This is a genomic window from Micromonospora sp. NPDC052213 (assembly GCF_040679695.1).
In the GTDB taxonomy this organism is placed as follows: domain Bacteria; phylum Actinomycetota; class Actinomycetes; order Mycobacteriales; family Micromonosporaceae; genus Micromonospora.
In genome coordinates this window covers 88,132-102,004 of record NZ_JBFAVI010000005.1, presented here as the reverse complement: position 1 = coordinate 102,004, position 13,873 = coordinate 88,132, and the positions used below count along the sequence as shown (strand labels likewise).

Below are 13,873 nucleotides of genomic sequence, written 5' to 3'. Positions count from 1 at the left end.
CGCCGCGACGGGCCAGCCCGGCCGGCCGGTCGGCCGCGGTGGGCCGCCGGCCCCCGCCCGGGCCGCCGGCATCGGCCCGGCCACCGGGTTCGGGGCGGCGGTGGTGGGCGCGGTCGTGTTCGCCGGGCTCGCGGCGGCCCTCGGCGGCGACCCCGTCCTGCCGGCCTTCCTCGGGCTGGCGGCGGTGGGGCTGGTGCTGGCCGTGGTCGACCTGGCCTGCCTGCGGCTGCCCGACCCGCTGGTGGGCGCGGCCGCGCTGGTCGTCGCCGTCGGCCTGACCGGCGCGGCGCTGCTGGCCGGTGCCCCGGGGCGGCTGCTCGGCGCGGTGGCGGGGGCCGCGCTCTGCTTCGTCGGGCACACGCTGCTGGCCCTGCTGCCCGGCTCGCGGCTGGGCTTCGGCGACGTGAAGCTCGCCGCCGTGCTGGGCCTGCCGCTCGGCTGGCTGGGCTGGTCGCCGCTGGCGCTCGGGCTGCTTCTGCCGCACCTGCTCAACGGCGTGGTGGTGCTCGCCCTGCTGGCTGCCGGCAGGGTGCGCCGGGACACCCCTCTCCCCCTCGGGCCGGCCCTCCTCACCGGCGCCTGGCTGGCCACCCTCACCACCTGACCCGCGCGTTCCCTCAGATGAGGCGGAGTTGGCGGTCTCGGGGGCGGCGGGGTTCGGCTTCGCCGAAGCGTTCGAAGAGGCCCGGGTCGATGGCGTCGAGGAACGGCGACGGGGAGCAGTCGCGCTCGTTGCCGTGCCGGCTGCGGCGGGCAGCGTGGGTGACGTACAGGCGGTCCTGGGCCCGGGTCAGCCCCACGAAGAAGAGCCGCCGCTCCTCGGCGATCGCGTCGTCGTCGGGCGTGCTGCCGGGCCAGCGCAGCGGGAGCAGCCCGTCCTCGGCGCCGACCAGGAAGACGACCGGGAACTCCAGCCCCTTCGCGGCGTGCAGGGTGAGCAGGGTGACCGCCTCGGCGCGCGGGTCGAGGGCGTCCACCTCCGCGCCGGTGGCGAGCTGGGACAGGAACAGCGGCAGGTCGTCGCCGCAGCGGCGGGCCAGCGGGGTGAGCAGGTCGACCGCCGCCCGGACGTCCTCCGGGCGTACCGCGCCGGCGCTGTCCAGCGTCGGCACGGCGAAGCGCTCCGCCAGCACCTGACCGGCCAGCCGGACGCGGGCGGCCAGCGAGCCGTCGAGCCCGTCGGCGTGCCGCAGCTCGCGGGCGATGGCCGCCACCCCCGGCCGGTCCCGCAGCCGGTCGTGCGAGCGCTTCTGCACCGGGATGTTGGCCCGCGCCAGCGCGTCCACGATCGGTGCGGCCTGCGCGTCCGTGCGGTAGAGCACGGCGATGTCGGAGAAGGAGAGCGAGGTCGACCGGCCGTCGATCCGCCCCGAGTCGAGCGACCGGTGGGAGAGCCCGCCGACCAGCTCGTCGATGGTGCGTACGACGAAGTCGGCCTCGTCGGCGACGGAGGCCGCGGGATAGCGGCCGACCAGCGGGGCCTCCGGGTCGAGCCGGGCCGGGTCGAGCCGGCGGCCCCGGACCAGCGACGACGGCGCGATCGCCTGCACCGCGGCGGCCAGGATGGGAGCCGAGGAGCGGTAGTTGCGGTTCAGCCGCACCAGCCGGGCGTCGGTGAAGTCCTGCGAGAAGCGCAGGAAGTAGCCGACGTCGGCGCCCCGGAAGGAGTAGATGGCCTGGTCCGGGTCGCCGATGGCGCAGAGGTTGCCGTCGGCGGGGCTGAGCAGGCGCAGCAGCTCGTACTGCACCTCGTCGACGTCCTGGTACTCGTCGACGAAGATCCACCGCCAGCGCTCCCGGTAGCGCTGCACCAGCTTCCGGTCGGCCCGCAGCAGCGCGACCGGCAGGGTGAGCAGCTCGTCCAGGTCGACCAGGCCCTGCTTGCGCAGCAGCGCCGCGTAGCCGGCGTCGTCGGCGCCGGTCTCGGCACGGGCCTCCGCCCGCTGGGCGTCGTCGGCGATCCGGAAGTCCGCCGGCAGGCCGACGGCGTCGGCGTTCTCCCGCAGGATGGTCAGCCCCAGCGAGTGGAAGGTGCCGACCGTGACGTCCTCGGCGACCGGCCCGAGCAGGCCGTCGAGACGGTGCCGCAGCTCCTCGGCGGCGCGCCGGGTGAACGTGATCGCCAGGCACTGCTCCGGGAAGACGTTCAACTCGGCGCAGAGGTAGGCGATCCGGTGGGTCAGCGTCCGGGTCTTGCCGGTGCCGGGCCCGGCGACGATGAGCAGCGGCCCGCCGGGCGCGGAGGCGGCCACCCGCTGCATCGCGTCCAGCCGGTCCAGCAGGCCGGTGCCGACCTCCTCCATGCCCGCGAGCATCGGCTCGAACGGCTCGTGCGGCGAGGGCGCCGGCGCGATCGGGGGCGGCGGCGTGGCCGGCGCGGCCTTGCGCTTCGGCTCGGCCCTGGCCACCGCCGGGCGCTTGGCCCGCGGCTTCGGCGCCGGCTCCGCGGGGGTGCGCTGCGCCGGCACGGGTACGTCGAAGAGCGTCTCCTGCGCCGTGCCGGTGCGCGCGCCCAGCTCGGCCGGGTCGAACAGGGTGATGACGCCGTACTCGCCGTCGTAGCCGGGGACCCGTCGGACGTCGCCCCGGCGCAGCCGGCCGATGCCCTCGGCGAGCAGTTCCCCGCCGACCCGGGCGATCTCGGCGAGCGGGGTGGTGGTGAGGATCTCCAGCTCCGGGCCGAGCGCGGCGAGCAGGTCGTTGAGCTTCCCCTCGACCTTCTTCGAGCGGGCGCCCACCTTGTTGATCTCGCCGAGGACCTCGGCCAGCGGCACGAGGTGGGTGACGTCCCTGGCGTGCGGGGGCCGGTGCCCCGCCGGACGGTCGGCCAGCTCCTCCACCCGGCTCAGCACGCCGACGGTCAGCGGCTTGTCGCACTCCGGGCAGCGCCCGCCGGCGGCCCGGGTCCGCTCCGGGGACCAGTTGACCCCGCAGAGCCGGTGCCCGTCCGCGTGGTACTTGCCCTCCTCGGGGAAGAACTCGATGGTCCCGGCCAGCCCGTCGCCGGTGCGCAGCGCGTCCCGGATGGCGAAGTAGTCCCGGGCGGTGGCGAAGACGGTGGCCTCCCGGGCCAGGGCGGGCGGCGAGTGGGCGTCCGAGTTCGACACGAGCTGGTAGCGGTCCAGGCTGCCGACCCGCCAGTTCATCTCGGGGTCGGAGGAGAGGCCGGTCTCCACCGCGAAGACGTGGTCGGCGAGGTCGGCGTAGCAGTCGGCGATCGCGTCGAAGCCGGACTTGGAGCCCAGCGCGGAGAACCACGGCGTCCAGATGTGCGCGGGCACCAGGTAGCCGTCGGCGCTGGCCTCGAGGGTGATCTCCAGCAGGTCCCGCGAGTCCAGGCCGAGGATCGGCCGGCCGTCCGAGCCGAGGTTGCCGATCCGCCCGAGCGCCGTGTTGAACCGGGCCACCGCGTCCAGGTCGGGCAGGTAGACGAGGTGGTGCACCTTGCGGGTGCGGTCGTCCCGCTTGTAGATCGTGGAGATCTCCACGCTGAGCATGAAGCGGACCGGGTCCGTCTCCGCCTCGCTGGCCAGCCGGGGCGGCAGCCGGCGGGCGACGTCCCGCTCCGCCTCCGGGCTGAGCCGGTGCAGGCCGGGCTCGGCGGGGTGCAGGGTCTCGCGCAGGTGGTCGTACCAGGCGGGGTGGGTGAAGTCGCCGGTGCCGAGCACGCCGATGCCCTTGCGCCGTGCCCACCAGCCCAGGTTGGGCAGGGTGAGGTCGCGGCTGCACGCGCGCGAATACTTCGAGTGGATGTGCAGATCCGCGACGAACGGCGGGAGGCCACCGGAGGGTGCGGCGCTGAACGGAGGCACGCCGCATCCTGTCACGAGCCCGTTGGTGCCCGTCATCCGCCACGCGCGGAGGTGAGGTGCGCAATCGGCGAGGGGCGGTGGGCGCGGCCGGAAACAGATCGAGCGGTGGTGTCGACCGTACCGACGGGCCTGAGCGTGTGAGGGGCATGACCAAGGAAGTCACCGATCCGGCGCCGAGCGACGCCAGCTACGCCGGTGTCGTCGAGGAGGCGTGGCCCCGGCACCTGCGGTACGTGCAGGCGCCCGAGGTGAACCCGCGCCCGCGGGTCAGGTGAGGTCAGGGTGCTCCGCCGGGCCAGGCGCCCGGCGGAGCGTCCCGCCCGGTTCAGGCGCTGCGCAACTCCACCAGGGTGACCTGGGGTTCGGCGCCGACGCGGACCGGCGGGCCCCAGAAGCCGGCGCCGTTGGTGACGTACACCTTGGTGCCGTCGACCTCGCCGAGGCCGGAGACCACCGGCTGCTGGAGCTTCACCAGGAGGTTGAACGGGACGATCTGGCCGCCGTGGGTGTGCCCCGAGAGTTGGAGGTCGACGCCGAACTTCGCCGCCTCCACTGCGGCCACCGGCTGGTGGGCGAGCAGCACCACGGGGCGGCTCGGGTCGCGGTCGCCGAGCGCCGCCGCGTAGTCCGCCGGGGCGGCCAGCCCGGTGCCGGCGGCGGTGACGTCGTTGACCCCGGCCAGGTCGAGCACGCCGCCCCGGGCCTGGATCTCCGTCCGCTCGTTCTGCATCACCCGCAGCCCGAGCCGGTCCAGCTCCTGCACCCACTCCTCGACGCCGGAGTAGTACTCGTGGTTGCCGGTGACGAAGTAGCTGCCGTGCCGGGAGCGCAGGCCGCGCAGCGGCTCGGCCGCCTCGCCCAGTTCGGCCACCGAGCCGTCGACCAGGTCGCCGACGACCGCGACGATGTCGGCGTCCAGGCGGTTGATCGCGGCGACGATCCGTTCGGTGTGGGCCCGGCCGCGCAGCGGGCCGAGGTGGATGTCGGAGACGGTGGCGATCCGCAGGCCGTCCATGCTCCGGGGGAGCTTGGCGAGCGGGATCTGCACCCGGTCGAGCCGCGGCGGGCCGAGCGCGGTGCGGATGCCGGACCCGGTGAGGCCCGTCGCGGTGAGCCCGGCGAAGATCGCCGCCCCGCGGGCGAGCAGCAACCGGCGGGCCGGGTCGTGGTCCGGCTGCGCGACCGCGCCGGCGGCCGGCGGATCGGCCGGCCCCGTCGCGCCGACCAGGGCGGGCTCGGGCGCGGCGGCGGTGGGCTCCGCGGCGGCGACCCGGCGGCGCAGCACCAGCCGGGCCACCAGCATCGGCACCTCCAGCGCCACGAGCAGCACCAGCAGGTAGAACATGACGGCGAGCCAGAGGTAGCCCGGCCACGCGAGCCAGTAGAGGCCCGCCTGCGTGCCGGCCATGGTCGCCGGTACGAGCAGCGCCAGCACCAGGGCGGTGATCCCGCCGATCCGCCGCCAACGCCCCGGGGTGGTGGTGTCGCGCACCAGCCGCTTCCAGAGGTAGAGGTGGATCAGGCCGGTGATCAGCGCCATGGTGGCCACGAAGGCCAGTGCCGCCAGCATGTGTGCGCCTCCCTCAGCCGCCCGCGAAGGGGGGCAGGACGTCGATCGTGGCCCCGGCCGGTAGCGGTGCCCGACGATCATGGCAGGTCACACCGTCGACGAGGAAGCTCGCCACCCGCAGCACGGCGGCGAGCCGCTCGCCGTGCCGCTCGGCGAGTTCCATGACGAGTTCGTCGAGGCAGCCGCCGCCGGGTGCGGTCTCCTCGGGCCGGCCGGCGGCGGCCCGCGCCCCGGCGAAGTAGCGAACGGTCAGTCGCGCCCCGGCGTCGACCGGGCGTGCCGGTGCTGCCACGGTCCCGTTTCCTTCGCGGACGTCGGCCGCCTCGGCGGCGGCCCGCTGTGCCGGTTCCGCCACGGTCAACCCCCGATCGCGGACATCGGCCGGGCCGGCTGGAGGAAGGCCGGGTCGTCGATGTCGTGCCCGGCCCGCTTGCCCCACATCGCCGTGCGCCAGCGCCGGGCCAGCTCGTCGTCGTCCGCCCCGGCCCGCAGCGCGCCGCGCAGGTCGGCCTCCTCGGTGGCGAAGAGGCAGGTGCGGACCTGCCCGTCGGCGGTGAGCCGGGTGCGGTCGCAGTCGCCGCAGAACGGCCGGGTGACGCTGGCGATCACGCCGACCCGCGCGGGGCCGCCGTCGACCAGCCAGGTCTCGGCCGGCGCCGCGCCGCGTTCCGTGGGGTCGGGGGCCAGGGCGAACTCCCGGCGTAGCGAGGCGAGGATCTCGTCGGCGGTGACCATGGTGGCGCGGTCCCAGCCGTGCTGGGCGTCCAGCGGCATCTGCTCGATGAACCGCAGCTCGTAGCCGTGCGTCAGGGCGAAGCGGAGCAGCGCCGGCACCTCGTCGTCGTTGATCCCGCGCATCAGCACCGCGTTGACCTTGACCGGGGTCAGCCCGGCGGCGGTGGCTCCGGCGAGCCCGGCCAGCACGTCGGGGAGGCGCCGGCGCCGGGTGAGCCGGGCGAACCGCTCCGGGTCCAGGGTGTCCAGCGAGACGTTCACCCGGTCCAGCCCGGCGGCGCGCAGCGCGGGGGCGAGCCGGTCCAGCCCGATGCCGTTGGTGGTCAGGGAGATCCGGGGACGCGGCTCCAGTGCCGCCACGGCGGCCACGATGCCGACCAGTCCGGGCCGGATCAGCGGCTCCCCGCCGGTGAACCGCACCTCGGTCACCCCGAGCCGCCGCACCGCGACCCCGACCAACCGGACGATCTCGTCGTCGTCGAGCAGTTGCGGGCCCGCCAGCCAGGGCAGCCCGTCGGCCGGCATGCAGTAGGTGCAGCGCAGGTTGCACTTGTCGGTCAGCGACACGCGCAGGTCCCGGGCGACGCGGCCGTACCGGTCGACGAGGACGCCGTCGGTCGGCGGGGCGGCGTTCACCCGTCGACGGTAGCGCGCACCAGCCCGGCCAGCGCCGACCGGGCGGTGCGGACGACCGCATCGCGGTACGCCCCGCCGAACAGGGCGGTGTGCACCAGCATCAGGTGGAGCTGGTGCAGCGGCACCCGCTCCCGCCACCCGTCGGCCGGCGGCCACGCCTCCGCGTACGCGGCGAGGATCCGGTCCAGGTGGGGCGCGCCGCCGAAGAGCGCCAACTGCGCCAGGTCCGTCTCCCGGTGCCCGCCGTGCGCCGCCGGGTCCACCAGCCAGGCCCGGTCGTCGGCCCCCCAGAGCACGTTGCCCGGCCAGAGGTCGCCGTGGACGCGGGCCGGCGGCTCGTCCCCGCCGAACTCGCCGATCCGGTCGACGACCTCCTCGACCAGCCCGGCCTCCGCGCCGGTCAGCGCGCCGCCGTCCACCGAGCGGCGCAGGTAGGGGACCAGCCGGCGCTCGGCGAACCAGCGCGACCACGGGCCGTCGTCCGGCGTGTTGTCCTGCGGGAGGGCCCCGATGAACCCGGCCCACTCGGCCCCGAAGGCCGGCGCGCCGGCCCGGTGCAGCCCCGCCAGTTCCCGGCCGAACCGTTCGGCCGCCTCGGGCGTCGGCTCGCCGGGCTCGACCCAGTCGAGTGCCAGCAGCTCCGGCAGCGCCACGACCACCTCCGGCACCGCGACCGCGCCCGCCTCGCGCAGCCAGCGCAGGCCGGCCGCCTCGGCGGCGAAGAAGCCCTCCGGCAGCGACCGGCCGGACCCCTCCGGCCAGGTCTTGGCGAAGACGGAGTGGCCGTCGTCCAGGGTCAGCCGGGAGGCGGCGCAGATGTCGCCGCCGGAGACGGGCGTCTCCCGGATCCGTTGGTGGGTCAGGAAGGTCGGCAGGTGCTCCGGGTGCGCCCGCAGGTACGCCAGATCCATCTGCGCAAGGTAACCCGTCAGTCGCCGGCACGGGCGGGTACCGGGGCGGGGCTGCGGTGCCGGGCGGCCAGCAGCGCCAGCGCCCCGGCGGCCTGGATCGCCGTGAGCACCACCAGGGCGGTGCGGAAGCCGGCCAGCCCGCCACCGCCGACGGTCCAGCACAGCGCGGCGACCGCGGGCGCGAGGGTTGTCGCGATCATCCGTACCGTGCCGCTGACCCCGCCGGCGGCGCCGGTCGACCCGGTGGGCGCCGCCGCCATGATCGCCGCGATGACCGGGGTGTTGAAGAGGCCGAACCCGATGCCGACCACCGCGACCTGCCATCCGACGTGCACCAGACCGGCGTCGGCCGGGAGCGTCACCGGCAGCAGCGTCGCGCCGGCGACCAGCGCGGCGCCCAGTGCCGCCGCGGGCAGCGCGCCGATCCGGTCGGCGAGCCAGCCGGCGGCCGGCGAGGCGACCGTCATGGCGCCGATGTTGACCAGCAGCAGCATCCCGGTGACCTCCGGGCCCTCGTGCAGGACGTCGGCGAGGAGGTACGGCAGGAGGAAGGCCGTCAGCGCGACGTTGAAGCACACCAGGAACAGCCCGAGGACGGTGAACCCGAAGCGGCGACCGCGTACCAGCGCGATGACCGGTCCTGAGGCGGGCAGCCGGGCCCAGGTCAGGCCGAGTACCACGGCGAGCGCGCCGAGCCCGGCGGCCACCGCCGGCCGCGCCGTGATCTCGTCGACCGCGACGAGCACCGCGGCGACCGTGCCGCCCAGCAGCACCACCTCGCGAAGCAGCGGCAGACCGGGGGCGGGCAGTCCCCGGCCGTCGCGGGGAAACGCCCGCAGGCCCAACCAGAGCGCGACCGCCACGAGGGGGAGCTTCAGCAGGAACACCGCGCGCCAGCCGAGGGCGCCGGCGACCAGCCCGCCGAGCGACGCGCCGGCCATCCCGCCGACGGTCATGATGGTCACCACCGTGCTGATCGCGCGGGCCCGCTGGTCCGCCCGCACGGCCGTGGCGATCACCGGCAGGTAGACCGCCAGGGTGAGCCCGCCGGTGACGCCCTGGAGCAGGCGTACGGCCAGCAGCACCCACATCGCCGGTGCGAGGGCGGCGAGCACGCTGGTGATCCCGATGCCGACCATGGACACGACGAAGATCAGTCGGGGGTCGGCCTGGTCGGCCCAGCGGCCGGCCGGGATGGAGATCGCGGCCATCGGGAGCGCGTACGCCAGCAACACCCAGGTGGTGGCCGCCGGGTCGGCTCCCAGCTCGGAGCCGATCGAGGGCAGCACCACGCCGGCGATGCTCAGCTCGGAGGTCACCGCGAGCATGGCGAGGGCCACGGCGGCGACCGGGGCCCAGCGGGTGCGGACGACGGGTGGCTGCTGCTGCGGCGCGTGTGTGGCGGTCATGGGCGCCGACGGTAGGGACGCGGACGTCCGCCGGGCATCTGTCGAACGACCGTACCGGCCACCGGGGCCGCGGCCCGGATCGTGACCGGTCGGTTGACAGATGGCGGGGCGCCGCCGGCTGCCTAGCGTGGTCGGCACACACCCGATCGACCTGGGAGAACATCCATGACCACGCAGCAGTTGCGTCTCGCCGTCATCGTGGCCAGCACCCGGGAGGGGCGCTTCGGCCCGGTGGTGGCCACCTGGTTCGTCGACCAGGCGCGCCAGCACGGCGGCTTCGACGTCGACGTGATCGACCTGGCCGAGGTCGACCTGCCGGCGACGCTCACCGCGTTCGGCGCGCCGCAGCCGGCGGTGGTCGCCGCGCTCGCGCCGCGGCTGGCCGCCGCCGACGCCTTCGTGGTGGTCACGCCGGAGTACAACCACAGCTACCCGGCCTCGATCAAGGCCGCGATCGACTGGTACCGCGACGAGTGGCGCGCGAAGCCGGTGGGCTTCGTCTCCTACGGCGGGGTCTCCGGCGGCCTGCGCGCCGTGGAGCACCTGCGGCAGGTCTTCGCCGAGGTACACGCCACGACCGTGCGGGACACGGTCAGCTTCCACGGCTGCTGGGACAGGTTCGACGAGTCCGGGACGCCGGTGGAGCCGCAGGGCTGCAACAACGCCGCCAAGACCGTCCTGGACCAGCTCGGCTGGTGGGGCCGGGCGCTGCGGGAGGCCCGCGAGCGCGCCCCGTACGCGGCCTGACCCTCGCCCGGGTGCGCGCCGAGGGCGTACGCGGGGTGCCGGTGTTCCGGATCGCCGGCCGTACGCTCAACGGCGCGCTGTCGGAGGAGACGCTTCACCAGGCGATGAGCGCGACGATGGCCGCGTAGCCTTGACTCCCGTGCTGCACGGCCGGACCGAGGAGATCGCCCGGATCGATGCCCTGCTCGGGCAGGTTCGGTCCGGGCGCAGCGGGGTGCTCGTCCTGCGCGGTGAGGCCGGGATCGGCAAGTCCGCGCTGCTCGACCACGCCGCGCACCTGGCCGGCGACATGCGGGTGCTGCGCACCGACGGGATCGAGTCGGAGGCGGGCTTCCCCTACGCCGGGCTGCACCTGCTGCTCGGCCGGGAGACCGACCGGCTGGACGCCCTGCCCGCCCCCCAAGCCCGGGCGCTGCGGGCGGCGCTCGGCCAGGAGGCCGGCGGCGACACGAACCGGTTCCTGGTCGGGCTGGCCGTGCTGACCCTGCTGGCCGAGTTGGCCGAGGAACGCCCGCTGCTCTGCCTGGTCGACGACGCGCACTGGCTCGACGCGGCCTCGGCGGAGGCGCTGCTCTTCGCCGTGCGTCGGCTTGACGCCGAGGCGATCGCGGTGGTCGTCGCGGTCCGCGCCGACGAGCCGTCCCCGTTCGACCCGGTCGGCCTGCCGGAGCTGCCGATCGGGCCGCTGGACGAGGCGGCGGCCGCCGCCCTGGTCGCGCAACGGCCGGAGCCGGTGCCCGGCTACCTCCGGTCGGACCTGCTCACCGAGGCGCAGGGCAACCCGCTCGCCCTGCTGGAACTGCCCCTGGACGGCGAGCCGCGGCGCGTGCCGTCCTCGCGTTACCAGCGGCTTCACCAGGTCTTCGCCGAGCGGGTGCGGCGGCTGCCCGAGGCGACCCGGCGGCTGCTCGGCGTCGCCGCCGACGCGTCCACCGCCGACGCCGCCGTGGTGCTCCCGGCCGCCGAACGCCTCGGCTGCACCCGGGACGACCTGACCCCCGCCGAGCAGGCGCAGCTCGTGCGGCTGGTGGAGGGCCGGCTGGTGTTCCGGCACCCGCTGGTGCGTACGGCGCTGCGGGAGACCGCGGAAGCCGGCAGCCGGATGGCGGCGCACGAGGCGCTCGCGGCGGTCTACGCGGCCCGGGGCGACGTCTGCTCGTACGCCTGGCACCGGTCGGCGATGGCCATCGGCCCGGACGAGGAGGCGGCGCAGGCCCTGGAGGCCGCCGCCCGGAGCGGGTCGCCCCGGGTGAGCGCGGCGGTCTCGGCGATGTGCGAGCGGGCCGCCGCGCTCACCGCGGACCGGGCCCGGCGCGGGCAACGGCTGACCACGGCGGCGGAGGCGGCCGCCGACGCCGGCCAGCTGGATCGGGCCGCGGCGCTGGCCGACCAGGCCGCCGACTACGTCACCGATCCCGTGCAACTGGCCGACATCGCCCTGGTCCGCGCCACCGTGCTGGACTCGCGGGACCGCCCGAAGGAGGCCCACCGCCTGCTCTCCGACGCCGCCGTGGCGGTGGCCTCCCTCGACCCGCGCCGGGCCGGTCACCTGCTCTTCCGCGCCGGCCGGGCGGCCGCCAACGCGGGCGACTTCGGCGCGCTGGACCGCACCGCCGCCCGGGCCGAGGAGTTGGGCGTGCCCAGCGCACACCTCGTCAGCGCGCTGTCCCGGGTCTTCGCCGCGCAGAACGCCCTCTCCGACGCCTCGGTCGGGCCGCTGCGGGTGCTGGTCGAGGAGACGACCGGCTGCGCGCAGCACCTGGAGCTGCTCGACATCGGGTGGTGGCACCTGATGCTGGCCGACCTCGACAGCGCGCACGACATCGCGGCGCGACTGGCCGACACGGCCCGTCAGCAGGGCGCCGCCGGCCTGCTCGCCTCGGTGCTCCCGCTGCTCGCCCGCACCCAGCTCATGTCCGGCTGGCACGACGACGCGGAGGCCAACGCCACGGAGGGCCTGCGGATCGCGGCGGACACCGGGCAGCGCCGGCACGCGGTCTACCTGAACACCGTGCTGGCCGCCCTGGCCGCCGTCCGGGGTGACGAAGAGCGGTGCGTCGAGCTGACCGCGGAACCGATAGCGCGGGGCGTGACGCCGGGCAACGTCCACGCGGCGGGCGCGCTGAGCCTGCTGGACCTGGGCCTCGGCCGGTACGAGGCGGCCTACGGCCGGCTCTCCGGGATGCTGGCAGCGCGACACCGTGGCGGCGCGATGGCCAGCCTTCCCGACCTGGTGGAGGCCGCGGTACGGGTGAATCGGCCGGCGGACGGGCTCCCCGCTGCCCGGCAGTACGCCGAATGGGCCGCGCACGTCCGCCAGCCGTGGACGCGGGCGGTCGCGCTGCGGTGCCAGGCACTGCTGGACGGCAACGCCGACGACCGGTACGCCCAGGCGGTGGCGCTGCACCGGCAGGGCGGCCCACCGTTCGAACGGGCCCGCACCGAGCTGCTCCACGGCGAGTGGTTGCGCCGGGCGCGCCGGATCAGCGAGGCGCGGATCGTGCTGCACTCGGCGCTGGAGATCTTCGACCGGCTCCGGGCCCGGCCCTGGAGCGCGCGGGCGCGTGCCGAACTGCGCGCCGCCGGGGAGAGCGTCCGGGCCGCCGACACGGGTGCCGTGCAGCGGTTGACGCCACAGGAACACCAGGTGGTGCAGCTGGCCGCCCGAGGGCTGAGCAACCGGGAGATCGGCGCACAGCTCTTCCTGAGCCCACGCACGGTCGGCTACCACCTCTACAAGGCGTACCCCAAGCTGGGCGTCGGCTCCCGCAGCGAGCTGGCGTCCCTGGTGGCGGACCAGCCCGACCCGCGTCGGGGCGTGAGCGCCTGAGCTGGTGCGACACGCTCCGTGTCTGTGGATAACCCGCGTGTCGTCCACAGGGGCTGCCGGCGGCTTCGCCCGCGCCGCAGGCTCCTGCCATGACCTCGACCGACCGCCCCCGGCTCGCCGTCCGTTCCCCTGCCGACCTCATCGCCGCCGTGCCCTACCTGCTCGGCTTCCACCCGGCCGACAGCGTGGTCGTGGTGGCCATGCGGGGCCGTCGGATCACCTTCGCCGCCCGGGCCGACCTGCCCGGCCTGGCAGATCCGCGCGATCCCGCCCGGCACCTCGCCGGCGTCATCGTCCGGCAGGGCGCCGAGACCACCACCGTCCTGGGTTACGGCCCGGCCGCCCGGGTCACCCCCGCCGTCGACGCCGTGCGCGCCGCGCTGGCCGTGGCCGGTCTCCCCGTGCTGGACGCCCTCCGTGTCACCGAGGGCCGTTACTGGTCGTACGTCTGCACGGAGCCGGAGTGCTGCCCGCCCGACGGCATCCGCTTCGACGCCGGCGCGAGCGAGGTCAGCGCGGCAGCCGTCTTCGCCGGCCAGGTCGCCCTGCCCGACCGGGCCGCCCTCGTCGCACAGGTCGCTCCGGTCGACGGCCCGGGCCGGGTGGCGATGCGCCGGGCCGCCGCCCGCGCCGAGCGACGCCTGGTGGCGCTGCTCGACAAGGCGCCCCCGGCGGAGCTGCGCGACGGGTCTGCGGTCCGGGCCGCCGGGGCGGCGGCGGTACGCGGCGCGCTGCGCCGACACCGGCGGGGGCAGCGGCTCGGCGACGACGAGGTGGCCTGGCTGAGCCTGCTGCTGACCCACGTACCGGTCCGCGACCACGCGTGGGGGCGCACCGACGGGCGGGACGAGGACATCGCGCTCTGGACCGACGTGCTGCGCCGGGCCGAGCCGGAGCTGATCGCCGCGCCGGCGGCGCTGCTGGCGTTCGCGGCCTGGCGGGCGGGGCAGGGGGCGCTGGCGGCGGTCGCCCTGGAACGGTGCCTGGCCGAGCATCCCGGCTACCCGCTGGCGCTGCTCCTCGACGACCTGCTGAGGCGGGGCGTGCCGCCGTCCGAGTTGGACGGGTGGCCGGCCGGCGCCATGCCGGGCGTCGTACGCCACCGGCGCAGCCGTCGTGGCCCCCGATGATCCCTCAGTGGTCGGCTCCGGAAGTTGGTCCCGACCTTGCCTGGGGCAGCGGGTCCGGGCGTTCACGGGGATTCTGGAGGGCGTCGACAACGA

Annotated in this window: 11 protein-coding genes; 5 read left to right on the top strand and 6 right to left on the bottom strand. The window is 76.0% G+C overall.

The window, feature by feature from the left end:
- Nucleotides 1–604, top strand: a 604-nt coding sequence (locus tag AB0L34_RS02970; protein WP_363701354.1) for an A24 family peptidase, incomplete at its 5' end; no start/stop codon positions are given.
- A gap of 13 nt (nucleotides 605–617) precedes the next feature.
- Here AB0L34_RS02970 and AB0L34_RS02965 read toward each other — a convergent pair.
- Nucleotides 618–3,812, bottom strand: a complete 3,195-nt coding sequence (locus AB0L34_RS02965; RefSeq protein WP_363701352.1) for a UvrD-helicase domain-containing protein — start codon at nucleotides 3,810–3,812, stop codon at nucleotides 618–620.
- Between the two features lie 146 nt (nucleotides 3,813–3,958).
- Here AB0L34_RS02965 and AB0L34_RS02960 point away from each other — a divergent pair, with 146 nt between their 5' ends.
- A complete protein-coding gene (locus tag AB0L34_RS02960) occupies nucleotides 3,959–4,087 on the top strand; it encodes a hypothetical protein (RefSeq protein WP_363701350.1) in 129 nt (42 codons plus the stop codon).
- 50 nt (nucleotides 4,088–4,137) lie between these two features.
- Here AB0L34_RS02960 and AB0L34_RS02955 read toward each other — a convergent pair whose 3' ends face one another.
- The 5 genes from AB0L34_RS02955 to AB0L34_RS02935 form a co-directional block, all read right to left on the bottom strand.
- Nucleotides 4,138–5,382, bottom strand: coding sequence for a metallophosphoesterase (locus tag AB0L34_RS02955; RefSeq protein ID WP_363701348.1), 1,245 nt, complete (start codon nucleotides 5,380–5,382; stop codon nucleotides 4,138–4,140).
- A 13-nt stretch (nucleotides 5,383–5,395) separates the two neighbouring features.
- Nucleotides 5,396–5,674, bottom strand: a complete 279-nt coding sequence (locus AB0L34_RS02950; RefSeq protein WP_363701346.1) for a MoaD/ThiS family protein — start codon at nucleotides 5,672–5,674, stop codon at nucleotides 5,396–5,398.
- Nucleotides 5,675–5,739: 65 nt separating this feature from the next.
- The gene (gene moaA / locus AB0L34_RS02945; protein WP_363701344.1) at nucleotides 5,740–6,753 is read right to left on the bottom strand and encodes a GTP 3',8-cyclase MoaA; all 1,014 of its coding nucleotides are present in this window, start codon (nucleotides 6,751–6,753) and stop codon (nucleotides 5,740–5,742) included.
- Nucleotides 6,750–7,664 carry a fructosamine kinase family protein gene (locus tag AB0L34_RS02940; protein WP_363701342.1) on the bottom strand — a complete coding sequence of 305 codons (915 nt, stop codon included), beginning with the start codon at nucleotides 7,662–7,664 and terminating at the stop codon, nucleotides 6,750–6,752. The genes moaA and AB0L34_RS02940 overlap by 4 nt, the downstream gene beginning before the upstream one ends.
- Nucleotides 7,665–7,681: 17 nt before the next feature.
- Nucleotides 7,682–9,073, bottom strand: coding sequence for an MFS transporter (locus AB0L34_RS02935; protein WP_363701340.1), 1,392 nt, complete (start codon nucleotides 9,071–9,073; stop codon nucleotides 7,682–7,684).
- 165 nt (nucleotides 9,074–9,238) lie between these two features.
- Here AB0L34_RS02935 and AB0L34_RS02930 point away from each other — a divergent pair, with 165 nt between their 5' ends.
- From AB0L34_RS02930 to AB0L34_RS02920, 3 genes are all read left to right on the top strand, one after another.
- Nucleotides 9,239–9,820, top strand: coding sequence for an NAD(P)H-dependent oxidoreductase (locus AB0L34_RS02930; RefSeq protein WP_363701338.1), 582 nt, complete (start codon nucleotides 9,239–9,241; stop codon nucleotides 9,818–9,820).
- Nucleotides 9,821–9,959: 139 nt separating this feature from the next.
- Nucleotides 9,960–12,650, top strand: a complete 2,691-nt coding sequence (locus AB0L34_RS02925; protein WP_363701336.1) for an AAA family ATPase — start codon at nucleotides 9,960–9,962, stop codon at nucleotides 12,648–12,650.
- Nucleotides 12,651–12,739: 89 nt separating this feature from the next.
- On the top strand, nucleotides 12,740–13,780 hold the full coding sequence (locus AB0L34_RS02920; protein WP_363701334.1) for a DUF4192 domain-containing protein: 1,041 nt from the start codon (nucleotides 12,740–12,742) through the stop codon (nucleotides 13,778–13,780).
- Nucleotides 13,781–13,873: the final 93 nt, after the last annotated feature.